This is a genomic window from Porphyromonadaceae bacterium W3.11, from assembly GCA_030434245.1.
Classification (GTDB): Bacteria; Bacteroidota; Bacteroidia; order Bacteroidales; family Porphyromonadaceae; genus Porphyromonas_A.
This window is the reverse complement of sequence record JAUISX010000004.1, coordinates 35026-60590: the sequence shown is the minus strand read 5'-3', so window position 1 is coordinate 60590 and position 25565 is coordinate 35026. Positions and strand designations below refer to the sequence as shown.

The window sequence follows — 25565 nt, the reverse complement described above, 5'->3', positions numbered from 1 at the left end:
GTGACGTCTCTGGTTATAAAAAATATTTAGGCAGGTTTTCTGGCTTGTCTCCTTATTCGCTTCCTTCCCAAGGGAGAAATTCCCTCAGTGGATCTATATGAGTGCGAATAAGTGCTTTTTGAGACTTACAGCAACGGGTATTGCTCAGGATTTACACCTGATTCCCTTTTAATACGGCTATCAATAGATTATTGATCCGTATCACCTAAATTACAGCCGCAAAGATAATCATTATTTTTGTAAATAGATGAGGGTGACAATAGTTTCTGACATTGATACTAATAGTTGTGATTGCCTCTGTCTTAAGGCAATGTCATAGAGGTATATATCAGGGATGAAATGTATCGGATCCGTTCAGAAGAAGACACACTCTGTGATGAGCAAAATTTCTTCCTATAGGAAAGAGTTTTTCTTCTCATATAAAAAATATCTTTTTCATATGAGAAACGTTTCTGCTTTATATATCACAGATTTTGACAGTTTTTAACTCTTCAAATTATACATGAGTTAGATTTTGTTTCTCTCTTTTTTCCAATGTGTTACCTCTTTTTTTTCGTGCGGTGAGGGATATTAATGGAATTGCAGATTGAGGATGATGCCGTAGGATGTACGGCGGTATGGGTAACTATAATTGCTGACGAGAGGGCGTCGGTTTTGGAGTTCATAAAAAGCCCTTAAGCTAATCACTTCCGAAAGCCCATATTCAGCAGAGACCTGTAGTGTATGATTTAGGACACCTTGTGTAGCACTTCTAGAGCCATTCGTAAGTATCTCGGTGTGTAGGAGACTTTTGGTGTATCTATGATGTAATTGTAAAGAGAGCTGTTGCTCAAAGCTATGTAGCCATTTGAGTGTGCTTTGGAATAGAGGTTTGAACTTAAAGGCTACATTTATGGCAGAGCTTACCTCGTGATCTGACTGCTCTAATAACTGCTGAGAAGTGGAGAGTAGGGTGTAGCTCTTTCTTTGGATATATCGCTCTTCAATATTTATCCCACTTTTTGTCCCAATACTGAGTCCTATTAGCGGGTTGAAGTCTTCGGTTATAGTCATGGATGGTATGTATGGCATTGACTCATCATCGGATAGGTGATAATTGGGAATATCGATATAAGATGCATATCGATGTCTTATCTGAAGGTGAGTAAATTGCTCTGTAAGCCAAGGATGTAGGTGTGTGAAGTGGTAGGCTATTTCCATATTTGGAAGTGTTGAAAGGAGAGAAGGGAGTCCGTCTTTGAAGCGACCTCCTATAGCATACTTTTGGAAGAATGATTCCTGTAGGTTATTAACATCCAGTTGCTTAGAGCCTTTGTGTGCTATGATGGAAAATCGTTGAGACCCGTTGGTAAGGAGTTCGAGGCTGCTCACGTCACCTCGTAACTCGTGATGTCGATGATTAGAGGTGAGCCAATGTAGGTCGATCTCAAGGCCTTTAATCGGCGTCATGTGAAGGGTGGCGTCAATCTCGTCGCGACTGAAGTAGGTTAGTGGGCGAATTTGACTTTTATCAGTGGTAATCCATCCTCTGTCGTAAACTCGTCTGAGTTCTTTATTGTGATGATCTAATCCTAGAAAGTAGAGAATAGAAGGGGCCAATTCCTTTTGGTATATCGAAAAACCAAGCGCTTTTCCTGCCTCTGGTAAAAGTCCGGGTATGGCACTGCCTGTGGTTTGTCTATAATGGATGCCCATTGACTTGACGAATTGTGCTTTCCCCTTTGGATATAGGTTAGAGAAGTCATACCGAAGGAGTACGTCCAGATACGTGGCATTCTCAGCTCGATTCCCTATTTCTCTGCCTGTGATATGACGGCCTCTATCCCATCTGTAGTTACTTCGCCAAGTGGCTGTACCTTGTAGCCCTTGCCATCCACGTTTGTGAAAGAGAGGTAATCGATACCCTAGTTCTATCATGTTGTTGTAGTGCATGGTTTTTCCTAGAGAGAGTATATCTCTGCCAATTTTTTGAGTGAATAGTTTGAACTCAGCACTCTTGTCATATAAGTGATTTTGCTCAAAGGGCTCATCGATTAGAGCCATCGTATTGCTTTGGATAACAGCTTGAAGCCCTGGAAGGATCTGCTGGCGAATATTAAGGGCTCGTTCCCAATCCCACCGGCTTAATAATGTGTTGAGGGTGGTTTGCTCATTACTGCCAGTGTAACGTTGGTAATGGTACAGACGATTCCATCGGCTAGAAAGACGATAATAATTTTGCTGTCTTGGCTCGAAGGTATAGGTTAGATCACTACGAGCGTGCCTATTGATGTCATCTTCCAATTCAGGTGAATAGCTTTTGCGATTTAGTAGATGATAAGTAAAATGGAAATTGTTAATATGGTAGAAACGTTTTTGATCTCTCTTGGGATCTGCATAGAGGTCTTTGATTTCGAAGCTTTGTAGCATCTCCATCCTGCCAGCACGATGATTATCCGAAGGGAGATAGCGGAGATCGTTATTGTAGGGGTCATAGAGCGGACTACTTCGTTGGATATTATAAGCATATATAATAGGCGCATTCACTTGCCATGAAGAGGGGAGCAGTAGTCCGAGTTCTAGTTTGGACCTTATGTTGAAGGCTTTTAGGTCCATTAATTCACTTTTTCGAAGGTCTTGTGTAACGCCACCAAATCCGGCAGATTGGTATCGTCCATCTAATTCAAGGCTGGCTAGCTCAGCTAAATTTGCTCTCATGGAGCCTTGAAATGCTTTTCCACCGAGATCTCTAGCACCTGTTAGGGCGAGTTCGTTGATCCAGACCTCTCCTCTGATGGTGTGATCTGACCTATTTCTGACTCCAATCAACATGGCTGAGACTTTACCTAAGGTTGGATGTCCTTTGATGCTCATCTTTTCTCCTTGATTGCTTGATAGTATCGCTCGTATAAATGGCACTGAGGGGTCCGCTCCAGTTTGTGCCCTTTCCTGTTTGAGATGTGTTAGTGCTTCGAGCGTTATGTTCAGTTGGTTATTAGGTAACCATATCAATTGTTGTAGCTCGTGCTCACCCATGCCTTGGTAATCACTTATAGGTGTCGGGGTGAGTTGAAGGGCATACTCATAGTAGTTTTCGGTATAATCCTGACCGATACGAATGAATAGCTCCACCTCCCCTTTTGTAATTAACAATGGAGAGTGTAGATGAGTGAATAGCTGTAATTGCTTATAGTGGCGGAGATCCAATGACTGCTCCTGAAAAACGGCTACGGCTTGCTCTGGCTCTATCTCTGAGAATTCAAGTGCTAGAGCTTGCTCATCATCGCGAGCTAAAGAGATGGCTTGATGACGAATCTCTCTATGTATTCCAGGGGGAGAAACGTACGGTATAGGTTGTCGATCGCTATCCTCCTCTGTACTGAGAGAGCCGACGTGTAGTGCTGCAGTTCGACGGTCAGATGGGTCTATGGCTGCATCATAGCTACTCCATGCGGTAGAGATGATACGTAATTGAGCCAGACGGAGGTGTATCCGTTTATGAAAGTTAGTAAGCGAGAGCCTAACGGTGCGGACATCCTGCAACGATGGATTATTGCCTAGAATAGTGGTAGGCTCTTTGAGAGGAATACGAAGTTTGACCCACCGTTCGCCATTTTGTAAGATTTTCTCACTCACGATATTGGGGTTCACGTTACTTAAGCCTGCTTTAGAAATAGAGACTTCGTAGCGGAAGAAACTCTCCTCAAGGCTTTGTATCATATCTCTATTGAGGTCTTCGGTATCGGGTTGCCAAGTGGCGGCACTCCTAACACCCTGTATGACATTATCCAGTGCATTCCCTTCTGTCCCATTGATGTACTTGTATCTTTCGAGGATTGGAGCCTTTATTTGATCCCATTTATCGCCAAGGAAGAATTGATAGTCATCGCCAGCAGGATCCTGTTCTGGATTACCAAAGGGCTGATCTTTCCATGGGTCCATATTGGTTATGTTGGTGAGCTGCTCTAGATAGTTTGCGTACGTAGGGTGTCCTTTCTCCTCTTTGGAACTCAATCCGTTTAGCCCTACATCTTGGACTTCCATAGGAATATTCCCAGTCGCATCAAATCCGTATAGCTGCGGTGGCTGACTTGCTCTTTTACCCCATTCTGTCTGGCTTTTCTCCTGAGCCCCCTCGTAGGATAAGCCTCCGTCAGGTATGATTTCTTCTTTTATTTTTCCCAAATCGAGGAGTAGTGTCCCCTCGCTATCCAAGCCTACAGAGTAGGGGTCTAGCATCCAAACTTCTATGTAACTGTAGCGACTACTCTCTAAGTCACGGATGGGTAGGGTGGTCATAATGCTTCCCCATAGAGAGGCGGGATTATTCGTTTTCCCTTCGGGTGTGATGAGTGAAGCATCAAGATTGTATGGCCCTCTCTCCTCTGGGTAATAGGAAAGGTTGAGGAGCATAAGATTGTTTGGGAGTATAGGGTTTTGATCCCGCTTGGGAAATAGCTCCTGAGTCATGACCTGTCGCACGAGTGGATGCTTTCTCTGCTCCTTATCAGCTCTAAGGTGATCTGGTTGGTACTTAGCACCGTCTGCGACAAGTAGAGGATCGATCGTGAACCAAGCCATCTGAGCCCGAAGCTCGGGTGAGGGTAGGGAGCCTAATTGCCACTTAAGTGGAAAGGTGAGGTCTATCCATTGATTACCTTGTTCAAAGTCCTCAATAATGATGTGGTCGTTTTCATCGGGTAGGTTGTAAGATGAGTGGAGCTGAGCGTAGGAGGTCTGTATTTCTAGTGCTGAGGGCTCTTTGAGATCCATTCCCCACCACTCATTGAGCCAGCGAGTAGGAGCCATGCCAGAACTTTTATAACTGGCATGAATTCCCCACATCATACTTTTAAGGGCTTCTTCTCCCCAGCGTATCCTGTCTCTATGGCTATCTTCCCAGTAGGTCAGCCATGAAGTACCTATATTCAGGCCTGCTAGTGGAGACCAATTAAGCTCTGTCCCGACGAGAGATTTTTCTTTCCTTCGGCTGCGTTCATGCTCCTGAATGATAATCTCTACACGTTCATTTGTTTCACTAGTGAGTGTTAGATAACCCGTGGCATAATTGATGGTATAGTCGTTCCCTTCCGTAAGGGTTCGTCCCCCACTTTCTACTCTTACGGAGCCAGGGGTTAATTCTCGTGAATCTAGGGAGACTATTTGGGTGGAACTTCCAGAGACTTGGCTGCGAATAACGAAGCGGTCTAACTCAGCCGATTGCTGGGCCTCTCGTCGAGAGAGGTCATATAGGCTAGTGTAAACTGGGTAAAATGAGGCTCCATTATTGGCTTCCTGTGGAACCGACTCGAAGGGTCGTCTAAAAGGAAGGAAGAGCGTGCTACTTTTGCTAGAATATGTGACGCCCTCAATGAGGTCAAATTGTCCATCAGGCTCATTCGTAGATCCGCTCCGATTGGTGCGATCCCAGCCAAAAAGGTCTAGCCAACTTCTCCCAGCTTGCTCCCCCCTCTCGACTATAGCTTTCTCAATCCCAGCGGATGGGTCTCTCAGCAGTAGTGCTACTTGTAAATCCTCACTTGTTAGTTGTCTTTGCCCGCTCTGTAAGGAGTAGCCATTTTTCATCATCAAATCCCAGAGGGGAGAATTGGGAGATAGGTCTTGTCCACTGATGAGTGCCGTCTTTCTTTCCCCATTACTGGATTGAAAGTCTCCGACTTGATACTTTTTGCCTTGATATGTGTAGCTATATGCGACAGCTAAGACTTGCCCTTCGCTCAGGGGGGTATTGAGTGAGATAAAGCCCAGCGTGGGGTTGAGGGTATAAGCACTTTCGGGCAATCGTTGTGCTGAAGGGATATGTAGGGTCGGGCTGGTACCAAAGGATTGTTCACTCGGAGGGGTATTATCCACCAGACTCGCCGATGTGTAGGCGACAATCGGTTCAATATTTGGAAGCAAAGAGCCCTCGCGTGAAGTGCTGACCCAGACCTCGATACGGTCGATGTATAGTTCGCTCTCAATGAGTGGGATGGCTCTGAGGGCATAGTCATATTGCTGAGCAAAGAATTCTGAAAGGAAGAAGTGTTGAGCCACATCGTAGTCCGATGATTTGCGTTCCACCTGACGAAGTTGTCGTCCCCCTTGTACGACAATCCTTCTCTCTTCACTATGCTGCCTGCTAGCTACGACTTGAAGAGAAAAGGGGCCTAGAAGAAAATCACCACGAATACCAAAGAGCTCTTGACCTGTGTCAATAAGAGGATTTCTGCTCTCCATTCGGACATTCCCAGCCTGAATACGTTGGATAAAATCATGTTCCTCACCTTCAAACTGAAGTCTTAACCGACGTCGCTGACTGGCTAATGCCGTCTCGGTATTGTATGAGAGGTCGAGCTTGATCCGCTCGCCGTATGAGCCTTGTAGGTGAATATTAGCCAATTGCTTAAAGTCCACAAAGCTTCTCCGACGTAGTCCTACAGGTATAGCTGGATTATCGTCCGTTATGGTTGTGTTATTCAGGTTCAGCCTTAGATACCCATTGGCTTGGAGCTTGAGGGTAGGTCTTTCCTTAGGCTGAAGGCTTTTATGCTTATTCAAGCTGTAGAAGCGAGACCAATTGAGGGTGTCTAATCTCTCTCTCAGATACTCATCCCCCTTTAAGACATTCCGGAGTTGCCAAGCCCCTAGAGAGTCACGCTGGTATATGAGATATAAGTCACGACTGGGCTGGTACGCAATCGAATCTCTGCTCCACTGTTGAGCCATTGCTGTCATCGATAAAGCAATGAGAAGCAGGGTGAGTAATATTCGTTGCCACCGCATACATCGTGTTGGCTAGATTTATAGGAGACGTAGTCCTTGTCTAATTAAGTCGTTGAGCGAAAGTGTAGGCGACTCCTTGAGCAGTTTCGTGATGACTTTTCGTGAAGCGGCAGGGGTGTAACCCAGAGCGATAAATGCTTTCTCGGCTTCGCTCGCCATCTCTTTTTTCTCCGCAGATGCTGCGGCTGTTTCTTTGGAGTCAATGCCCACAAGATATTCCGACATCTCGCTCTCCACTTTGCTTTTGAGCTCTACAATAATTTGTTGTGCTGTACGTGTTCCGACCCCCTTGATACTTTTGAGCCCCAATTCATCTCCCTCAGCAATCATCCGAGAAAGCTCCTTGGGTGGAAATGACGATATCATCAGTCTGCCACTAGCTGGACCTATCCCTTTCACCGTAATAAGTAGTCGGAATAGCCGCCTTTCACTCTCTTCTGCAAAGCCATAAAGCTCGTGCATATCTTCACGAATCACTTCATGCACTAATAGCGTAACCTCCTCTCCCTCACGAATGAGATTATAACTATTAAGTGAAATGGAGAGTAAGTAGCCCACACCATTAGCCTCTATCACAGCAGAGGCTGGTGTGCGGCTAGTCACTATTCCACGAATATATTCAATCATATCTTACTTGATATTACTTCTTCAGTTCTCTAGAGTAGCTATGTACTGTATCAACGAGCAAAGCCACCTTATCGGGATGAATATTCTTATCCATACCATGACCCAGATTAAAAATGTGCGGAGTGTCCTTGCTCACAGATTTAAGAATCTGGTGGATGGTACTTACAATGTGTTCATCTGAACCAATAAGCGATAGAGGATCTAGGTTCCCTTGGATAGCAATGTTACGGATGCTATTAGAGACAAGGTCTAGCTCGTGTCTCCAGTCAATTCCGACACAGTCCACTTGTATATTCTCGTACATCTTGTACCACGCTAGTGGAGCTTCTTTGGTAAAAGCAATCACTGGTACCTCTGATGTCTCAGGTGCTTTCTTCAAGGCCTCCACAATCTTCTCTGTATATGAGAGACTGAAGTTGGCAAAAGCTGGGGTGGTTAAGATACCGCCCCAAGTATCGAAAATTTGGAGTATCTGTGCCCCAGCCTTGACCTGAGCGGTTAGATAGTCAATCAGTGCATCGGATAGCACCTTTAGTAAGTGGTGCATTAAGTCCGGGCGATTGTATATCAATTGCTTCGTCTTAATGAAATGTTTGCTCCCACCACCATCTATCATGTAGCATGCTAGTGTGAAAGGACTTCCACAGAATCCAATTAAAGGCACTTTCCCATCAAGTTCCTTCCTTGTGAGTCGGATAGCATCCATCACATAACCGAGGTCATCCTCGACATCAGGTTTGGTCAGTGATAAAAAATCCTTCTCCTGACTTAATGGTCTTTCAAACTTAGGACCGACCCCTTCTTCAAAGTGAAGTCCCAAGCCCATCGCATCTGGAATGGTCAGGATATCACTAAAGATGATAGCTGCATCTAGGGGAAATCGTCGTAATGGCTGGAGCGTTATTTCGCAAGCATACTCGGGATGAGTAGCGAGGTTCATGAAAGAGCCTGCTTTCTTCCTCAGTTCACGATACTCAGGTAGATAACGTCCTGCCTGACGCATCAACCACACAGGGGTCTGTTCGGTCTTTTCACCCCGAAGTGTACGGAGCATAAGATCGTTCTTGAGCATATTATATCAAATCAATTAAAAACCTAAAATAACGGGTAAGAACTTCTCTGCGGATAAAGAGGCACCGCCTATTAAACCTCCATCCACATCACTCTTAGAGAATAGTTCGTGAGCATTACTGCCATTGCAGCTACCACCATAAAGGATTGTGGTATCTTCTGCTACAGTCTGCCCATATTTCTTAGAGATAACAGAGCGGATATGGTGGTGAATTTCTTGTGCTTGTTCGCTTGTGGCAGTCTTGCCAGTACCGATTGCCCATACTGGTTCGTATGCTAGTGTGATCTTACGGAAGTCGTCCTCTGAGAGGTTAAAGAGAGCCTCTGTTATCTGCTTCTCTACTACTTCAAAGTGCTTTCCTGCCTCACGCTCCTCCAGAACTTCCCCTATGCAGAAAATAGGCTTAAGATCATTAGCCAGAGCCAATTCTACTTTCTTTGTTAGGATAGCAGATGTTTCTCCATAGTAGCTACGTCTTTCGCTATGACCTAAGATGACGTACTTTGCTCCAGTACTTGCAACCATCTCAGCCGAGACCTCACCAGTGTACGCCCCCTTTGCTTCAGCGGCACAGTTTTCAGCAGCTACCCCAATCTGAGAGCCTTCTACAGCCTTTACGACTTCTGTTAGGTGAGTGAATGGGACCCCTAGGATCACATCACATTGTAATTCTTTTCCCTCTATTGATTTTCTTACATCCTTAGCGAGTTGGACACCCTCTTGGAGTGTGGTATTCATCTTCCAGTTACCCGCAACAATATTCTTTCTCATCGTTCTAATTTTTTTATCTATATGATTGTTTCTTATTCTTACTTATTCTCTAGTAAATGTAGATCTTCTTAATTTTCTCCTCTGATTTCCGTGTATCCAGCCGAGTATGACTAGTATGATAGCATATACAGCTAAAGGACCAAAAGAGTAGAAATAGCTCTTGAATTTACTATATTTCTCAACGGGTTGATAAGGGTTCTTCACAAAAGAATCCTTCTTCATCAGCTTGTCGAAGTCCTTGGCAGAGAGCTTTCGCACAATTTTTCCTTCCTTGATCACCAATAACCCAGGGTTACTGCGAATAACCGTTTTGGCAGTCGTCTTATCTAAGAAAAGTATTTCCTTAAATTCGTGTTCAAACGGCTTATTTTTTTCGCTCTCCCAGATCTCTCCACCATTACTTACTGCTAAGTACAGCTTCTCATCAGATCTCTTTTGGAATTCAAGAATGCGGTTCAGAAGCTTACGACTGATCTTATTGAAGTCGGGGGTGATCAGCAATAATGCTCTCCCTTTTTCATAAGCGATTTGCTCCATCGCGTTAGAGCCGTCCTCTCGGAGTAATACAAAATCTGACCCCGCTGGCTGCTGTGCCTCCTTGATTACCCTAGTCTCATCTCTTACATAGGTCCAAGAGTCATCAATGTTACTAAGCTCCTCTAGGCTAAAGGTTTTCTCTTTTCCCTCTTTTTCATACACAAAGAGGTATTCATATTCTCCCTCTGAGCCGCCCGTGAGTGTTAGTTCCTTCAGATTACTACCGACCTTATATGGACGGAAGTCAATAGCAGGGAGATGCTTAACGGGGTACATGTTAAAGTTGATGAGGAGTAGCATGCTGACGATAATCAGTGTCACATCCCAGCTCTCATCTAACAGTCTTACCCAGCGACTTCGTTTGATCCAAAGTAGGATGGTTAGTGGCAGTAGGATGAGGTTCTTGAGAAAGGTTGCTGTGTTACTGATCTTTAGGGCATCACCAAAACACCCACAGTCTTTGACTGGATTGTAAATTACAATGTAAAGTGTTAGTAACGTCATACCGCTCATCAAAACTAGCAATATGCCGCTCGTCAATCTTGGTACTAGCCCCAAGAGTAGTGCGATTCCCAATAAACCCTCGAGCACATTGAGGAATATCGCAAAAAAGGAAGATAGGTCATCAGAAAGTGGTATGCCAAACGAGGATGCATATTCTCCAATCTTGATGGCTGTACCCGTAGGATCAATGCCTTTCATCAAGCTAGAAAACACGAAAGTACATCCGACTATCAGCTGTGCAATGAGACAAATCATCCTCCACACTTTCGTGGAGCGACTACTCTCAAGGCCCTCGGTTTGGAGGTAACTCTTAACGGTTTCTATGCTCCCTTTTGTAGCTTTATCTATATCAACCATTTATTGCATTGGATCTATCCCTTCGGATATGAGTATGAGTGCGAAGATGGCATAATTAATCATGTCTAAGTAGTTAGCATCAATGCCTTCGCTAACGCTTACCTCTCCACGATTATCTTCGATCTGTTTTGTCCGAAATACCTTTTGGAGGATGATATCGGTGATACTAGAGATTCGCATACTCCTCCATGCTTCACCGTAGTCATGATTCTTGGCAAGCATCAGTTGCCTACTTCTTCCAGCGTAGGTATCGTACCATGACATCAGCTCTTCTCTATCCTCATTAGGGGTGTTATTATAGCTGTGTTCAAGTTGAACCAGCCCCATAATCCCATAGTTAACGATGCCTATAAATTCTCCTTTTAGGCTCTCGTTAACTAGATTTTTCCCACTTTCTTGAACAGATCTAATCCTCTGAGCCTTGATGAAGATTTGATCGGTCACGGCTGAAGGACGCATGACACGCCATGATGCACCATAGTCTTTGAATTTCTTACCGAATAAGGTGCGACAAGTATTGAGCACTTCATCATATTGATGCTCAGTGTCATGTGATTTACCACCCTTGGATGTTTGAATACTATCCATTGATTAAAATCGTATGAAATTATCGCTTCATTAAGAAGGAAAGGTCCTCAGAGGGCTTATACTCCTTGATCTCCTCTCCATATTTAAATACACGCAAGTTATTCTCTCCCTTTAATGTGATTTTATCATCTTCTATCAAGAAGCGACTCCCCTCACGCAGTCCAGCGACATACATATCCCTGTTGGCTGCAATATATTCTAGAAGACGTTGTTCACGGGTCTCTCCACCATGATTGGTTGGATGAGCATCTAGGTAGTGGGGGTTGATTTGAAAAGGAATCAGGTTCAAGGCTTCGAAGCTGATTGGCTCTAGGATAGGCATATCATTAGTCGTGCATAGTGTAGGACAGGCTACATTACTTCCTGCACTCCAGCCGAGGTATGGAGTACCACTCTTTACCGCTTCTCTTATGGCCTGTATGAGTCCTTGCTCTTGCATCATCTTAGTTAGCTGGAATGTGTTACCTCCACCTACCATGATAGCTTTCGCCTCCATGATGGCTTTGATTGGATTTTCAAAGGTGTGAATGCCCTTAACTGTTACACCGACACCAGATAGAGCCTTATTCACCTTCTCAACATATTCATCAAAACTAAAAGTTACTCCAGCAAATGGGATGAATACCACTTCTTTGCTCCGCTCATCTCCTAAAAATGATTTGATGTCGCTGGCTGGTTTCTCTAGATAGCTCTCCCCTGGAGATGCTGAATTGCTGATTAATAGTAGTCTCATAGTCCTTTTCTATCAATAAATTATTTCTTTCGTTTATACATTTCTTATCTGTACAAACTTACCAAAAAAAGCTTACCTCACATTATTAAATGGTACGGTTTCTTAGACTCTGTCAGTAATCAGTCTGTATCTTTATTTTTATAAAGTCCGAGTGTAATAGTTAGTTTGATAATTGTTTGCATACCGCTATGGTATAATAGGTGATATAAGTAAAAGTAGCCAGGGGGCTGTTCTTGGATATTTTATCTGTTTTTGTTAATTATGATTACTGCATGGACTGGGTTGTCTCTGAGTAACGAGTTAATTAAGTCGGAATTTGTATCGTAAGTTCTATTTGTGTTCATAATATGTTTGCTAACATGACTAAATCCAAGTGAACTAATCTTAAGTCGAATAATTCACTTCTTTTTACCTTTTATTCCTTTTAATCAGATACGTTATATTTTCAAGTTTTATGTGAAGGGGTTGATTTCTTTGAGATGTGATGGCTATCTTAACTGTCTTGTAACGTGAGGCTTATCATATGAGGAATATTTTGTATATAAAAGTCTACACAAAGATAAAAATTGAGTACCTTTGTATTAGATATTATTTAAAAGGAAGTAATCAAACGTGTATGAAACCAATCCATATTATTAACGGACCTAACCTTAATCTATTAGGTGTACGTGAACCAGATATTTATGGTAATACTCCATTTGACATGTACTTGGAGCGTCTGAGAGACTTATATCCGTCATTTGATATTATATATTTTCAAAGCAATCATGAGGGAGATATTATTGACTATCTCCAAGTAGAAGCTGCTGATGCTCATGGTGTTATTATAAATGCTGGAGCTCTCTCTCACTACTCTTATGCTATTGCTGATGCTATACGTATCCTTACATGTCCTGTGATTGAAGTGCATATATCAAAGATTGCTGCTCGTGAGCCTCATCGGCATGTCACGGTGCTGACGGAGGTGTGTGACGCTATGTTACAAGGCTTTGGTTTGGATGGATATCGATTAGCATTAGCACATTTGGTATCAAGAAAGCCATATTAAATAAATCGTAATAAATATTCTAAAATTAGAAATAAGAAATGATAAAGTCAACAAAAATGATCGCTACAATCTCAGATTTGAGATGCGATATACCGTTTTTACAGAAGATAATTGATGGAGGTGTAGATGTCGTCCGTATGAACTCTGCACACCTTACAGAGGAGGGTTTTTCCAGAATTGCATCCAACGTGAGAGCTGTCAGTGATATGGTAGCACTCTTGGTGGATACGAAAGGGGCAGAAATTCGCAGTACTACCTTAGAGGGTGGGGAGCCTATTGAGCTTACTAATGGATCGAAAATAGACATCATCGCGGATCCAGAAGCGAAGAGTTCGGCCACATTGTTAAGTGTCAATTACAGACACTTTGTTAGAGATATCCCTGTTGGGACGAGGATCTTAATTGATGATGGTGAGATAGAATTACAAGTGCAAGGTAAGACAGATACTGTACTACATTGTGTCGTTCTCAACGACGGTATATTAGGCTCACGCAAAAGTATTAATGTGCCTGGCGTAAGGATAGAGCTCCCTTCTGTAAGTGAGCAAGATAAGCGTGCTATCAAGTATGCTATTGATCTAGGGATGGACTTTATAGCACATTCATTTGTTCGGAATAAAGCTGATATAGAAGCGGTTCAAGCTGTTTTGGATGAGCTTGGAGGAGATGGGATTAAGATTATTGCAAAGATTGAAAATCAAGAGGGGGTAGATAATATAGATGAGATTATAGAGGCAAGTGATGGTATCATGATTGCTCGTGGAGACCTCGGGATAGAGCTGGCTATGGAGCGGATACCAGCTGTCCAAAATCTAATCATTCATAAGTGTATCCTGAAGAAGAAGCCTGTTATTGTATGTACCCAGATGCTTCACTCAATGATTACCAATCCTCGCCCTACTCGTGCTGAGGTTTCAGATGTTGCTGGGGCTATTTTTTCAGGTACTGACGCGGTGATGCTTAGTGGTGAAACAGCTTATGGTAAATACCCAGTGGAAGCTGTTTATACTATGAGACAGATCATTCGTGAAGCAGAGAAGCATAAGAGTTATAGCAATAATTTCAAACCCGAGAAGGGAGAGAATGACGTTGTGGATGTGACCAGCTATCTTGCTAAATATACAGTTAAGTCCATTGAGAAGCTAGGAGTGAAAGCCATTCTTAATGATGCGGCTACTGGACGTACTGCTCGTAACCTTAGTGCGTATAGAGGTAAGGCTCCTATTTATGCACTTTGCAAGAACCCTCAGGTTGCTCGTCAGTTGGTATTATCTTATGGTGTTTTCCCTCGTGTTAATGCTGCTAATCAAAAACACCGCAGCTACTATGCTGAGTCATTAGAGATCCTCTTGGCTGAAGGGGTCTTGAAGCCTGATGATATGGTTGCCTACATTGGTGGAACCTTAACACATGAAGTTGGAACGACCAGTTTGGATCTGAATAAGGTGAGTGAAGCAATAGAATTTTACAGGAAAAACTCACGCGGTGAATAATAGACTCCAAGAAATGGCTCTTGAGGAGTATATTTCGGAGCATTCTTCACCAGAGCCGGAGATTTTACAAGATCTAACTCGAGAGGCTTATCGAACACTTATACATCCACGTATGGTGTCGGGGCATATTCAAGGTCGTTTTCTCAAATTCTTGGTCAAGATGATTGCTCCCAAAAGAGTTCTCGAGTTAGGTACGTACATTGGTTACTCGGCCCTCTGTATCGCAGAAGGTCTTTCAGAGGATGCCTTATTAACCACTATTGAGGTAAATGATGAACTGGAGCAGCGGATCTTGGATCTGTTTGATAAGGCTGGGGTCTCAAAAAAGATTGAGTTGTTAATCGGTGATGCTGTAAAAATATTACCTACACTGCCTTTGGAGGAGTTTCAGTTGGTTTACCTAGATGCTAATAAAGCTTTATACCCAGAATATTATCGTATCTTGTCGGATCGTATGAAAAGTGATAGTTATATCATTGCCGATAATACCCTTTGGGGTGGAAAATTACTAGATCCCAAGAGCCATGATCCTCAGACAAGAGGGATAAGGGAATTTAATGAACTCGTCGCCCACGATAATCGTATGGAAAAGTTGCTACTACCATTGCGTGATGGGCTGACCTTGATTAGAATAGAATAATTATGGATGAATTAAGAACAACTAAAGTTGCTAGAGAAATACAGAAAGAGCTAGGAAAGCTCTTTCAAGAAGAGACACAGAAAATGCGTGGTGTGATAGTCTCTGTCACAGAGGTAAGATTGAGCCCAGACCTTAGTTCTGCTAGGGCTTTTCTAAGTATCTTTCCAGATGATAGAGCTCCTCAGATTATGAAGAACATTAAGAACAATACGTCTCAGATACGTTTTGATCTAGGGAAGCGGATGGGTCAGCAACTGCGTATTATACCTGAACTCATTTTTGACTTGGATACAAGCGAAGCGTATGCCGCTCGTATTGATGAGCTCTTGGGTATTAATAATAATCCTAAGGATAAGAAGTAAAGCCTTCATATAAAGCGTATCTGGTTTATGCGGAAGCACGAACTCAAAAGTGCATTTTTCATAGCATGGCGGTATTTCTTCTCTAGGAAAAGTACCAATGCGGTCAATGTTATGTCCTTAGTATCTGTTATTGGGATAGCTCTTGTGGCTCTCTCAATGATCGTCGTACTCTCCGTATTCAATGGCTTTGAACGCTTTACTACCTCACAGTTTTCCGTACTGACACCTAAGTACATTGTTCAGCGTATTGATGGAAAGCCTTTTTCTCCATCTTTATTATCGATTCCTAACACTCAAGGGGTGCTGAAAGAGCAGGCGTTAGCATCATACGAGGAAAATAGTACTACAGCAATGCTGATTGGTATTGAAAAAGAGTACCAAAAACTTTTGCCATTGGAGTCTTTTGTCTTTGATGGTTCTTTTGATGTTGGGGATGCTCAACACCCATTAGCTGTAACTGCCTTAGCATTGGCATACGAATTGGGAGCCGGTGTTGAGTACCGCACGCCACTGAAGATTACCGTTCCGAAGAGGGTTGGGAGGATCTCAATGGTGATGCCTAACAAGAACTTCAACACCCAAGATTTTGTGATCTCAGGTACTCTTCGACTAGATCAGTTAGAAGATAGCAAAGTGATTTTTCTACCTATTCAAATTGTTAGAAATCTCCTCCAATATAGTGGGGATGAGGTGAGTTACCTTGCTTTGCGAGAAGATGTATCTGCTGCTGAAGCCGATATTCTCGCTAAGAAATTGCCGAAAGAGTACGAACTGCTAGATAGATACCAGCAACATCCGGAGGTATATAGAGTCTTAAAGGTTGAGAAGTGGGTGAGCTTCCTACTCCTTTTCTTTGTGTTAATACTCTCTCTCTTTGGTGTGATTAGTACACTTGGCATGCTGGTGCTAGAGAAGCGTGATGATACAGACACCCTCCGATTTATGGGAGCTAGAGAGAGGATGATAGATGCGGTTATCGTATTCGAAGGTTGGCTACTCTCCATTACTGGGCTAGTGATTGGCCTCTCTCTTGGGGTACTCCTTGTGCTACTTCAGGCCAAGTATGGCTTTGCGAAGTTTGCAGGTGGTAGTGACGGAGCCTTTATCATCAACACCTATCCTGTAGAGTTACGTCCTCTAGATTTACTTTGGATTGGAATAATTATCCTACTTATTGGGTGGCTTAGTAGCCGTCTTGCGTATCGTTTATTCCGTCGTTCAGCACCTAAGGCACAGTAATTCATTCCAAGAGCATCTCCACCTCGGCGAATGCTTCTGCATTTCGGTCTTCCTCTGCGTAGAAGGTAAGGGGCAGATGCGGGAGCTCATCTGTAGCATGATTCAGGGTCTCTTCGAAGGCCCCTATGTTTCGAGTGTAAAAGCACCATAGACGCTCCCCCTCACCAGTCAATTGGTATGCCTGTAATGCTAGGTTATTCTTTTCCATAGCAGGAATTAGTACATCTTCGAACTCCTCCATGAGCTTCATAGTATTTTCTGTAGGCATGCCTGCATGATCTCCTTCATATGCCCAAGTAATATCCACACGGATAGGGTATTTTCCTGTATCTAACTCTCGGCGAATCTCATTTCGTATTTGTAAAAAACGAGCTTGCTCTGGATTTCTCTCTCCATCCAGGATAAGTGAAGTCATGTCTTTGCTTATTCGTGCCATAATTACTATTATTATAATTCCTTTGGTTGTGAGGCGTTGTGCTTGTAAACCGATATTTCTAATGAGTTGATGACATTCTGCCAAATGATATAAAAGATGGGAATCAATGTTACAGCCTCTGGGAGAAAAGCCATCGCTAGCCATATCGCAAAGATTGTATTCTTCTGCCCTAACGCTTGTCTACCATTGACCACATCGTGTCCATTCCACTTCGCAATCCTGCCTCCGATGAAGTATAGGGTGACCGTAGTCACAAAGGTAACAAATCCCAGTAGGATCCCATACTGAAGTGTAAGTGAATCATTGACTCTAAAGGAATGGATCGCTTTTGCTGAGACTATGAGTACGGTAAACGCCCAGATATAGAAGGTGTCACCCGAACGCTGTGCTAGTTTTTCGTGCCATTTGGGAAGCTTATACCGTAGTAACCATACCAAGCCTAATGGGAGTAGTAACAGTAGAGATACTTGTGATAAAATTCTTATCACCGTAGCACTATATGATGAGGCAATATCAGGACTCACTCCACTAATCAATAGGGGACCAAGTAAGGCAATCGCCACATTACTAATAATCAAAAAGGTAGTCACAAATGCTATACTCCCGCCCAGCATATAAGTGATGACAGAGGCGGCCGTCGCAGTAGGAGTAAGAATGATGAGAGAGACCCCCATCGCTATTACCGCGCTATAGGGTGCTAAAATTAGATAGCTGATGATACCTAACAACCATTGTACTACCAACATAATGATATGGGCTTTCTTCACCTTTAGGTCCCTAGGCTTAATACGAGTATATGATAGCGTCAGCATAAGGAATAGATTATAAGGGAGGATAGGCGAAAGATGATAAAGCCACGGGTGAAAAATGGCTCCAAGTAGCATAGCCCACAAAAGGGCGTAATCCTTGAATATTCGAGCTGCTTTAATCATAGCGGGTTATAGAGGCCGACTCACCAGCGGTTGTGGGAATAATAAACGAGTGTTATTTTGCTCGCAGATAGCCTCTAATTCGGACAGATCATTAAGCTCTCCATTCATATGCATAGGTGCCAAGGTATCACAGGGTACTACATCCATCAATTCCTTAAGCCCCTTCAGGTAATCCTTACCTAGACGTAAATCAGTTGGGAACATGAGCAGGTTGAGTGTCAGCTCATCTCTCTTCAATGCAGATAACTCCTTATGCCACTGCTCTTCATAAATCTGGACGTACTTAGGAGAGGCCTCCTCATTCCAATGCCAGTTATTTAGATCTCCAGCATGAAAGAGTTGAAAGTCCTCGTCTTGTATGTAAAATGAGCCACCTAAGTCTGTACTTCCATACGCCTTGATATTGAGAGCGTCAATACTCTTTATATCCCCAGTATCTAAGTATATAACTTCATCTTGATACTCTGTAGGTACAGCATGGCGAACTTCTTCGTGGAAGATATAACTAACTCCAGCTGGATGGTCTCTAAAGAGAGTATGAACATCCCTGCTATAATGATCGCCATGTGAGTGTGTGCAAAAGATGTATAAGTGTTTGTCAATGTGCTCTGCAAGAATCTCCAAGATAGGTGAAGTCCCATAATAGTCAAAAAGAAGCATAGACTTAGCACTGACATATGAGTAACTGCTATGGTGAATAAAGTAAAGGTATCTGTTCATAAATCTAATTAAGGTTTGGTCCATTCAGTCGCATTTGTGGCATCGCCATCTATGGCTACTAGAAGTAAGACCTCAGCACAAGCTGCAGAAGCATTAGGGCAGGGGATGAATGTGAGATCTTTTCCACCAGCTTTAATGAAATTGTCTCGCTCATGAATGTCTATCTCCCATGAAGTTTCCAGATTATCACACACAAAGCTAGGACAGAACACAGAGATCACTCTGCTGTCTCTTGCCAAAGTTCGTATCTGATCTTCTGTAGCAGGACTTAGCCACTTATTATTCCCGAGTCTTGATTGATAGCCTACTACGGGCTTTAGATGCAAGGACTGAATCTTATCAGAAGAAAAGATTAGTTCAGTCATCTTATTGCACTGAGCTTCGTAATCCTTATCTCTATTTCCTAGGTATGACTTAGTCTGAGAAAGCGGTATCCCATGGTATGAAAGGAGTAGATCGCTATGAGACTTAGCATAAGTAGCGATTTGTTCAACCAACAGGTCAATGTATGCTGGGTGGTCAAAGTAAGGACGAACACATTTGAGAGCATAGGTATAAAGTCCCTTCTTATGCTGTGCTACTACGTGCTGCACGGCACTCTCATAGCTACTCATCGCATAGTGAGGGAAAAGCGGAAGTATAATTAATTCCTCAATATCATCCTGTGCAGCCCTCATCAAGGCATCATCTACACTCCCACGATTATATCTCATCGATGAGTAAACTGGCAGCTGCCCCAGCGAAGACATCCTTTCAGCCAATTCATCGGTTAAGATCTGCAAAGGGAATCCCTCGGGGGTCCAGATTAAGCGATACTTATCAGCCGATTTAGGGGCTCTCTTAGGTGCGATAATCCCCTTGACCAAGATATGCCTAAAGAGGTAGGGAATGTTTATGACTCTGGGGTCTGTGAGGAAATCAGTTAAGTACTGTTTCACATCATCAACCTCTGGAGTAACTGGCGATCCTGTATTAATCAGTAAAATACCCTTCTTCATCTATCCTTACTTACGTCCATAATCTGCAGGAATTTCACCCCATTCACGTGTCTGCCACTTTATGATCTTATACTTACTAAGGTCATTGCTCTTAAGCCACTTTATGGCACGTTCTACGTGTCGGTAGAGCTCCTCTGTAGCCTGATTACGCTCAAGCTTTGTTTTGCATACCGCCTTTTCGACCCATGCAATGGCATTCCTACTGTCACTATAGATAGGCACATAATAATCATGCTGCTTCATCCAGGCCATAGCATGTACTATAGCGAGGAACTCCCCTATGTTATTGGTGCCAACAGGGTATAACTTACTCGAAAAGACCACATCGCCCGTCTCCACAACTACACCTTGATACTCCATTGGTCCTGGGTTATGGCGAGTAGAGGCATCTACAGCAATAGCATCTGGGATAATCTCATCACTGTTTTTCCGTACTCTCTGGCTCTTCGAATCTTTCTTTTCAGGAGGCTCAGGACCACTTTCGAAAAGACGCTGGGCGTCCTCCTCGCTAATCCCTTTATACGACTTATATTTAGCTTTAGGATACCCATGTACCTCAGCCTTACACTCATCCCACGAGTTGTACACCCCAGGATTTTTACCCTCCCACACGATATAATATTTTTTATCCTGCATGCTAACCTCTAACCTCGTTTGCAATATAAATGAGTGCTACTTCTTCGCTTTCTACTTCTACCACTTCCTCTACTGCATAATTAAGAGTCGCTTCCCAGAGAGCATTAAATGTGCGATTTTCAAAAGGATATGCCACCCCTCTAGCACTCATGGGAGATGGACGAAGTGCGAAGAAAGATAGCTGCTGTTGAATAGCAACCTCTATCCTAAGCAATCCTTTGAATGGGAACATCACCCCATAATCGGTTATCATACGAACCTCAGCACCCATATCATAATACTCTGCGAGCAGAGCAATATTACCAAGCGTATGGTCTTCTCTCCTACCCGAAGCTCCCAATATACAGATTTGGTTCCACCCTTTCTGAAGAGCATACGTGACCGCCTTAGTGAGGTCGTTAGTCTCTTGGTCTGGAATCCACGTAAATTTCATTCCTATTCGCTCCAAGTCTCTATCATCAACAGAGTCTCCATCCCCAATGATTACATCAGGTCTCCTACTACAGAGAGCCAAAAAAGATGATGTCGCACCATCGCACACTATAATATGTGGCACGTTGTCTAATAGCATAGATATAGTGCTATTTAGGCGAAGATCTCCATTGGCTATAATCGCCACCTGAGGTAAATAAGTATCGGAAAGGTCTAGACTCATATCACTTCTTGATTTAGCATCATTCGCTTCCAGTTAAAGTAACCATAAATAGCCATCCCTGTGTACACCGTAAAGAATACGCCAGTAATGACAAATCCTTGATAAAAGTAGAGGACGCTGTAGATGAGATTAGAAAGAATCCAGCAGTACCAGTTCTCGATATGTTTCTTTGCCAAAAGCCACATCCCCACTAAGCTAACGGAGGTGGCTAATGCGTCCCAATAAGGAAAGGGACTCTCCATAAATCTCCTGAAGACTGGCCCTAAGAAGAGGATCAATAGCACTGTGATCATAAGGAAGTAATATCCCCTCTTTTTCCCAAGACGCGTGATGATATCCTTTTTCTGCTCCTGCTTCCTCATCTTTAGCCATTCTTGCCAACCATAGATACAGGCTATAAGATAGTATATATTGACAAAAATATTACCATACACGTGACTCTTCCATGAGATATACATGTAAAATAGTGGTAAGATAATACCCACTGGCCATAGCCATATACTAGCCTTAAGCTCTAACCATACATAGAGTATGCCTATCGTCGCAGCTACCAACTCTATTATTTGAATGAGTTCCATATCAAGTTACATCTTTTCTTAATCTGTATCTCATGCAAAGGTAACTAAATATTACCCCAACTTATATTCCAATAGTGTACAAATTCATAAAAAACACCCTTTCATTTATCCCGAATAGCTACCGATTTAGATATTTATGCGTGGAGTATTATATTATTCCTGAAAGAGCCATATTTTTGGAGCCTAAATAGAATGATTCGAGTAAGAGAAGATTTTTTCTTTCCCTATTTTTATTCCGCTAATAAATGGATTCGAAGTGTTGTTTAACACGATACCAATAACTCGTTGTTATTGCATTCGGATGATGTAACCTTTTTTTTGCCTTTTGTTACTGTATGGTAGAAAGCACCACAATTATCAGATAATGAAGTTGCTGAGGACGGCAGCCAATTAGAGTTTGCCGTTAACAAAGAATTGTAGTGCGGAGATGGCTTGAGCTTCAAGCATAGCCATACCATTTAGCTTTTGGCACTCATTTGGAGCATGGGCTAAGAAACCGCTATTATCTGTGTATGTGAGGTCGTAGAGAAGATGGTTAGCATTCAATAGATGGTAAGGGATAGGAGGGGCCAAGTGTGGATATTGTTTACCTCCAAGGGGCGTAGCATTGACAATAATAGAGGTGTTATGCAGTAGGTTTTTGGTCATTTCTTCGTAAGTCAGGTCTCCTCGCTCTTTGCTTCGAGATACGGTCATCACTTTTATCCCTTTGCTTTCAAGCCCATATCTGACCGCCTTGGCTGCACCCCCAGTACCAAGTACTAAGGCTTGTTTATCAGGGGATAAAAAACCGTTATTAAAATAGGGAGCTAGAGGCGTGAGAAAACCAGAAACGTCGGTGTTATGACCAATCAGATGTCCATTAAGTACCCTGACGGCGTTAATCGCTCCAATGCTCTTGCCTACAACTGTAAGGTCATCAAGATATGGAATGATCCACTCCTTATAAGGAATAGTTACGCTGAAACCTCTCCAAGAGGAGTCCTGACGAACCTCCTCAATAAATGAGGTTGGATCGTTAGTATCAATTAGCCTATACTCTCTGGGGGTTGAATCTCCTTCCCACAGTTTATGAAAAATTTCGGGTGAACGGCTGTAACTGATGTTACAGCCGAGCAACCCAAAAATCTCTACTTTTGCCACAGTTCTTCTCTTTTCTTCTTCTCGATGTCACTCAGTATCACATTTGTTTCTGAATGTAGTGGCTTGTACCCCACATACAGAGCACATACGTATGGGAAATAGACCTTGTGGTATGTGTTTATAAATCCAGCCATCTTCATGAGCTGAGTCATTTCCTCTCTTTGAGGAACTTCCTCTATACTCCGAGCAAGATACTGATACGCCCACTTATTGTGTCCTACAGCTGAAGCGAGTGTAGGCATAGTTACGTTTACATGCATATCATAGAGCTTATGAATAATGGAGCCTTTTGGCTCGCAAAGCTCTAATATAGCAACCATGCCTCCAGGACGAACTACCCTATACATCTCCCTATATGAATGGGCAATGCTTTCAAAATTACGTATTCCGAAGGCACACGTAATAGCATCAAATTGTGGATCCTGGTATGGAAGGTTCATGGCATCCATTTCTTGGATCTCAATTTGAGGAAGTCGTTCTGAGTTAGCCTTTTTTCTTGCTATCTCTAACATTCCGATAGACATATCTCCAGCTATCACTGCTGCTTCAGGGCACGCTTTAGCTAACATGATAGATAAATCACCAGTACCAGCAGCTAAGTCCAGGATTCGTTTCGGCTTTTCCATAGCTACGTGATTGATAAGATCCTTTCGCCATTGAAGGTCTAGACCAAAACTATTTAGTCTGTTCAGCTTATCGTATGTGGGAGCTATGGTATCGAACATAGAGCGGATTTTATCCGCAAAATTATTTGACATTATATTACTTTCTTGACTCCAACCAAGCTACGACATTTCTTTCAATCCTATCGTGTAATTCACTGGTAGGATGTTTTACGAAGGTTTCGCCCGTTAGCTTTTCATATAATTCGATGTACCTTTTTGTCACAGTATCACAATATTCAGGAGTCATTTCTGGCATTTCCTGTCCCTCTTCTCCTGAAAAACCCTTGTCCATGAGCCATTTTCTCACAAATTCCTTGGAGAGCTGTCGCTGTGGCATCCCTTTGCTGAAAAGCTCTTCGTAGGTATCTTTATAAAAATAACGGCTAGAGTCCGGAGTATGTATCTCATCAATGAGATAGATTTCGCCATTTTTTTTGCCAAACTCATACTTTGTGTCAACTAGAATTAACCCCTTTTCCTCAGCTAGTTTTGTTCCTCTCTGAAATAGTTCGTATGTGATACGCTCAAGTTCCAAATAGTCCTCACGATCGACCAGTCCACTGGAGATAATCTCCTCTCGAGAGATCTCTTCGTCATGACCTGCATCAGCCTTAGTCGTAGGGGTGATGATGGGTTTGTCAAACTTTTGATTTTCCTTCAGTCCTTCAGGGAGTTGAATGCCACTTACCGATCTCTTACCATTGGCATATGCTCTCCAAGCACTTCCTGTGATATAGCCACGAATGACCATTTCCACTTTGAAAGGTTCGCAGGCGTGTCCTGCTGTGACCATGGGGTCTGGAGTATCAATCTTCCAGTTCTTTACAATATCAGCAGTGGCATCTAAGTTCTTTGCTGCAATTTTATTTAGGATCTCACCTTTATATGGAATACCCTCAGGTAATATCTTGTCAAAAGCAGAGATACGGTCTGTAACCACCATGATCAGTAAATCATTATCCATGGTATAGACATCTCTTACCTTTCCATGATATAGGCTTTTGAGATTAGGTAGCTTTAGTTCAGTATTTACTAGTGCATTAGCCATAACTTATATTTATATATGTGTATTATTATATGTGTTTATTTACTTGTCTTGTCATTCCGATTCTCAGCTTCTTGTCTTTCAAAGCCTTCATATGCTTCGACAATAGCTTGTACCAATCCGTGTCTCATGATATCTTTCTTCTCAAAGTTTATCCACCCAATACCGGAGGTCTCCTCAAGAATTTGCTTAGCCTGTTTCAGTCCGGATTGAACGCCACGAGGGAGATCGACTTGGGTAATATCACCAGTGATAATCATCTTAGCATTTTGACCTAAGCGGGTTAAGAACATCTTCATCTGGTGAGGGGTCGTATTTTGGGCTTCATCTAAAATAATCACAGCATCATTCAATGTCCTACCACGCATATAGGCTAGAGGTGCTATCTGAATCACACCATTCTCAATGTGTTCTCTTAGTTTGGCCGCGGGTATCAATTCCTGTAACGCATCATAGAGAGGTTGAAGATAGGGATCTAGTTTGTCCTTCATTTCACCTGGAAGGAAGCCCAGTTTTTCACCTGCCTCCACTGCTGGTCGACTTAGAATGATACGTCGAGCACTTTTATTTTTTAGCATCTTTACTGCCATTACGATGGCTAGGAATGTCTTACCTGATCCAGCTGGACCTGTAGCGAAGACCAAGTCATTTTGCTCAATGATTTTGATCATCCTAGTCTGGTTGGCAGACTTTGGTGTTATCGGACGCCCTCCAGCACCATAGATGATGACACCATCAGAATTGCTCTTCATCTCCTTATACTCGCCCTGAATCATCTCCCTAATAATGTCCTCGCTAAGCATGTTGTATTCAGTGGCGTATGCCTCTAATTGATTGAGTAACTTAAGAAAATTATTCATCTCCTCTGGCTCACCAATCACTTTAATCACGTTCCCACGTGCTATGATCCGTAACTTAGGATGTGTCTCTTTCAGTAAGTGTAGGTTGCGATTATTGGCTCCATAAAAGATTTGTGGATCGGTGTCTTCAAGTAAGAATATTCTTTCGTTCATCAAAATTG

The 25565-nt window shown here is 42.8% G+C and carries 23 protein-coding genes and 1 riboswitch; of the genes, 5 read left to right on the top strand and 18 right to left on the bottom strand.

Annotated elements, in window-relative coordinates; translation table 11 throughout:
- Positions 1-11 precede the first annotated feature (11 nt).
- A riboswitch (cobalamin riboswitch) is annotated at positions 12-224 on the bottom strand.
- 346 nt (positions 225-570) lie between these two features.
- Genes sprA through pepE form a run of 7 tightly spaced genes read right to left on the bottom strand, consistent with a single transcriptional unit; the run spans position 571 to position 11954 of the window.
- Positions 571-6765, bottom strand: coding sequence for a cell surface protein SprA (gene sprA / locus QYZ87_06945; protein ID MDN4754263.1), 6195 nt, complete (start codon positions 6763-6765; stop codon positions 571-573).
- A gap of 18 nt (positions 6766-6783) precedes the next feature.
- Positions 6784-7392: a Holliday junction branch migration protein RuvA gene (gene ruvA / locus QYZ87_06940; GenBank protein MDN4754262.1), complete on the bottom strand. Its 609-nt coding sequence runs from the start codon at positions 7390-7392 to the stop codon at positions 6784-6786.
- Positions 7393-7405: 13 nt separating this feature from the next.
- Positions 7406-8464, bottom strand: coding sequence for a uroporphyrinogen decarboxylase (gene hemE, locus QYZ87_06935; protein ID MDN4754261.1), 1059 nt, complete (start codon positions 8462-8464; stop codon positions 7406-7408).
- Positions 8465-8479: 15 nt separating this feature from the next.
- Entirely contained in the window at positions 8480-9235 is a 756-nt protein-coding gene (gene tpiA / locus QYZ87_06930) for a triose-phosphate isomerase (protein MDN4754260.1), read from the bottom strand.
- 42 nt (positions 9236-9277) lie between these two features.
- Positions 9278-10633 (bottom strand): DoxX family membrane protein, encoded by a 1356-nt coding sequence (locus QYZ87_06925; GenBank protein MDN4754259.1) that lies wholly within the window; start codon positions 10631-10633, stop codon positions 9278-9280.
- A complete protein-coding gene (locus QYZ87_06920; protein MDN4754258.1) occupies positions 10634-11221 on the bottom strand; it encodes a DUF1599 domain-containing protein in 588 nt (195 codons plus the stop codon). It lies immediately after the preceding gene.
- A gap of 19 nt (positions 11222-11240) precedes the next feature.
- Positions 11241-11954 carry a dipeptidase PepE gene (gene pepE / locus QYZ87_06915; protein MDN4754257.1) on the bottom strand — a complete coding sequence of 238 codons (714 nt, stop codon included), beginning with the start codon at positions 11952-11954 and terminating at the stop codon, positions 11241-11243.
- 616 nt (positions 11955-12570) lie between these two features.
- Between pepE and QYZ87_06910 the strand changes: the two genes are divergently transcribed.
- Genes QYZ87_06910 through QYZ87_06890 form a run of 5 tightly spaced genes read left to right on the top strand, consistent with a single transcriptional unit; the run spans position 12571 to position 16736 of the window.
- A complete protein-coding gene (locus QYZ87_06910; GenBank protein ID MDN4754256.1) occupies positions 12571-13002 on the top strand; it encodes a type II 3-dehydroquinate dehydratase in 432 nt (143 codons plus the stop codon).
- Positions 13003-13040: 38 nt separating this feature from the next.
- Positions 13041-14495: a pyruvate kinase gene (gene pyk, locus QYZ87_06905; protein MDN4754255.1), complete on the top strand. Its 1455-nt coding sequence runs from the start codon at positions 13041-13043 to the stop codon at positions 14493-14495.
- The gene (locus tag QYZ87_06900; protein ID MDN4754254.1) at positions 14488-15135 is read left to right on the top strand and encodes an O-methyltransferase; all 648 of its coding nucleotides are present in this window, start codon (positions 14488-14490) and stop codon (positions 15133-15135) included. Before pyk ends, QYZ87_06900 begins: the two co-directional genes overlap by 8 nt.
- Before the next feature lie 2 nt (positions 15136-15137).
- Positions 15138-15497, top strand: a complete 360-nt coding sequence (rbfA, locus tag QYZ87_06895) for a 30S ribosome-binding factor RbfA (GenBank protein ID MDN4754253.1) — start codon at positions 15138-15140, stop codon at positions 15495-15497.
- 27 nt (positions 15498-15524) lie between these two features.
- Complete coding sequence (locus tag QYZ87_06890) at positions 15525-16736, top strand: FtsX-like permease family protein (GenBank protein MDN4754252.1); 1212 nt, start codon at positions 15525-15527, stop codon at positions 16734-16736.
- A 1-nt stretch (position 16737) separates the two neighbouring features.
- On the opposite strand, the gene QYZ87_06885 is transcribed toward QYZ87_06890, so the two are convergent.
- The 11 genes from QYZ87_06885 to QYZ87_06835 form a co-directional block, all read right to left on the bottom strand.
- Positions 16738-17172, bottom strand: coding sequence for a DUF695 domain-containing protein (locus QYZ87_06885; protein MDN4754251.1), 435 nt, complete (start codon positions 17170-17172; stop codon positions 16738-16740).
- 11 nt (positions 17173-17183) lie between these two features.
- Complete coding sequence (locus tag QYZ87_06880; protein MDN4754250.1) at positions 17184-18104, bottom strand: hypothetical protein; 921 nt, start codon at positions 18102-18104, stop codon at positions 17184-17186.
- Positions 18105-18110: 6 nt separating this feature from the next.
- A complete protein-coding gene (locus QYZ87_06875) occupies positions 18111-18824 on the bottom strand; it encodes an MBL fold metallo-hydrolase (GenBank protein MDN4754249.1) in 714 nt (237 codons plus the stop codon).
- An 8-nt stretch (positions 18825-18832) separates the two neighbouring features.
- Positions 18833-19822 (bottom strand): ferrochelatase, encoded by a 990-nt coding sequence (gene hemH, locus QYZ87_06870; GenBank protein ID MDN4754248.1) that lies wholly within the window; start codon positions 19820-19822, stop codon positions 18833-18835.
- Between the two features lie 6 nt (positions 19823-19828).
- Complete coding sequence (locus QYZ87_06865) at positions 19829-20458, bottom strand: ribonuclease H family protein (GenBank protein MDN4754247.1); 630 nt, start codon at positions 20456-20458, stop codon at positions 19829-19831.
- A gap of 1 nt (position 20459) precedes the next feature.
- Positions 20460-21113 carry a thiamine diphosphokinase gene (locus QYZ87_06860; protein MDN4754246.1) on the bottom strand — a complete coding sequence of 218 codons (654 nt, stop codon included), beginning with the start codon at positions 21111-21113 and terminating at the stop codon, positions 20460-20462.
- Positions 21110-21691 (bottom strand): nicotinamide riboside transporter PnuC, encoded by a 582-nt coding sequence (pnuC, locus tag QYZ87_06855; protein MDN4754245.1) that lies wholly within the window; start codon positions 21689-21691, stop codon positions 21110-21112. The genes QYZ87_06860 and pnuC overlap by 4 nt, the downstream gene beginning before the upstream one ends.
- A 390-nt stretch (positions 21692-22081) precedes the next feature.
- Positions 22082-22834: a shikimate dehydrogenase gene (gene aroE, locus QYZ87_06850; protein MDN4754244.1), complete on the bottom strand. Its 753-nt coding sequence runs from the start codon at positions 22832-22834 to the stop codon at positions 22082-22084.
- Entirely contained in the window at positions 22822-23592 is a 771-nt protein-coding gene (gene ubiE / locus QYZ87_06845) for a bifunctional demethylmenaquinone methyltransferase/2-methoxy-6-polyprenyl-1,4-benzoquinol methylase UbiE (GenBank protein ID MDN4754243.1), read from the bottom strand. The genes aroE and ubiE overlap by 13 nt, the downstream gene beginning before the upstream one ends.
- Positions 23593-23596: 4 nt before the next feature.
- Positions 23597-24547 (bottom strand): phosphoribosylaminoimidazolesuccinocarboxamide synthase, encoded by a 951-nt coding sequence (locus tag QYZ87_06840; GenBank protein MDN4754242.1) that lies wholly within the window; start codon positions 24545-24547, stop codon positions 23597-23599.
- A gap of 35 nt (positions 24548-24582) precedes the next feature.
- Positions 24583-25557 carry a PhoH family protein gene (locus tag QYZ87_06835; GenBank protein MDN4754241.1) on the bottom strand — a complete coding sequence of 325 codons (975 nt, stop codon included), beginning with the start codon at positions 25555-25557 and terminating at the stop codon, positions 24583-24585.
- Between the last annotated feature and the right edge of the window lie 8 nt (positions 25558-25565).

Coding starts and splice junctions, on each gene's coding strand:
- QYZ87_06910 (MDN4754256.1), top strand. CDS start 12,571: ATGAAACCAATCCATATTATTAACGGACCTAACCTTAATCTATTAGGT.
- QYZ87_06890 (MDN4754252.1), top strand. CDS start 15,525: ATGCGGAAGCACGAACTCAAAAGTGCATTTTTCATAGCATGGCGGTAT.
- ubiE (MDN4754243.1), bottom strand. CDS start 23,592: ATGTCAAATAATTTTGCGGATAAAATCCGCTCTATGTTCGATACCATA.
- QYZ87_06925 (MDN4754259.1), bottom strand. CDS start 10,633: ATGGTTGATATAGATAAAGCTACAAAAGGGAGCATAGAAACCGTTAAG.
- QYZ87_06885 (MDN4754251.1), bottom strand. CDS start 17,172: ATGGCACGAATAAGCAAAGACATGACTTCACTTATCCTGGATGGAGAG.
- pyk (MDN4754255.1), top strand. CDS start 13,041: ATGATAAAGTCAACAAAAATGATCGCTACAATCTCAGATTTGAGATGC.
- QYZ87_06920 (MDN4754258.1), bottom strand. CDS start 11,221: ATGGATAGTATTCAAACATCCAAGGGTGGTAAATCACATGACACTGAG.
- QYZ87_06865 (MDN4754247.1), bottom strand. CDS start 20,458: ATGCAGGATAAAAAATATTATATCGTGTGGGAGGGTAAAAATCCTGGG.
- hemH (MDN4754248.1), bottom strand. CDS start 19,822: ATGAAGAAGGGTATTTTACTGATTAATACAGGATCGCCAGTTACTCCA.
- pepE (MDN4754257.1), bottom strand. CDS start 11,954: ATGAGACTACTATTAATCAGCAATTCAGCATCTCCAGGGGAGAGCTAT.
- QYZ87_06835 (MDN4754241.1), bottom strand. CDS start 25,557: ATGAACGAAAGAATATTCTTACTTGAAGACACCGATCCACAAATCTTT.
- QYZ87_06875 (MDN4754249.1), bottom strand. CDS start 18,824: ATGAACAGATACCTTTACTTTATTCACCATAGCAGTTACTCATATGTC.
- QYZ87_06840 (MDN4754242.1), bottom strand. CDS start 24,547: ATGGCTAATGCACTAGTAAATACTGAACTAAAGCTACCTAATCTCAAA.
- sprA (MDN4754263.1), bottom strand. CDS start 6,765: ATGCGGTGGCAACGAATATTACTCACCCTGCTTCTCATTGCTTTATCG.
- QYZ87_06860 (MDN4754246.1), bottom strand. CDS start 21,113: ATGAGTCTAGACCTTTCCGATACTTATTTACCTCAGGTGGCGATTATA.
- pnuC (MDN4754245.1), bottom strand. CDS start 21,691: ATGGAACTCATTCAAATAATAGAGTTGGTAGCTGCGACGATAGGCATA.
- rbfA (MDN4754253.1), top strand. CDS start 15,138: ATGGATGAATTAAGAACAACTAAAGTTGCTAGAGAAATACAGAAAGAG.
- hemE (MDN4754261.1), bottom strand. CDS start 8,464: ATGCTCAAGAACGATCTTATGCTCCGTACACTTCGGGGTGAAAAGACC.
- tpiA (MDN4754260.1), bottom strand. CDS start 9,235: ATGAGAAAGAATATTGTTGCGGGTAACTGGAAGATGAATACCACACTC.
- ruvA (MDN4754262.1), bottom strand. CDS start 7,392: ATGATTGAATATATTCGTGGAATAGTGACTAGCCGCACACCAGCCTCT.
- QYZ87_06880 (MDN4754250.1), bottom strand. CDS start 18,104: ATGATTAAAGCAGCTCGAATATTCAAGGATTACGCCCTTTTGTGGGCT.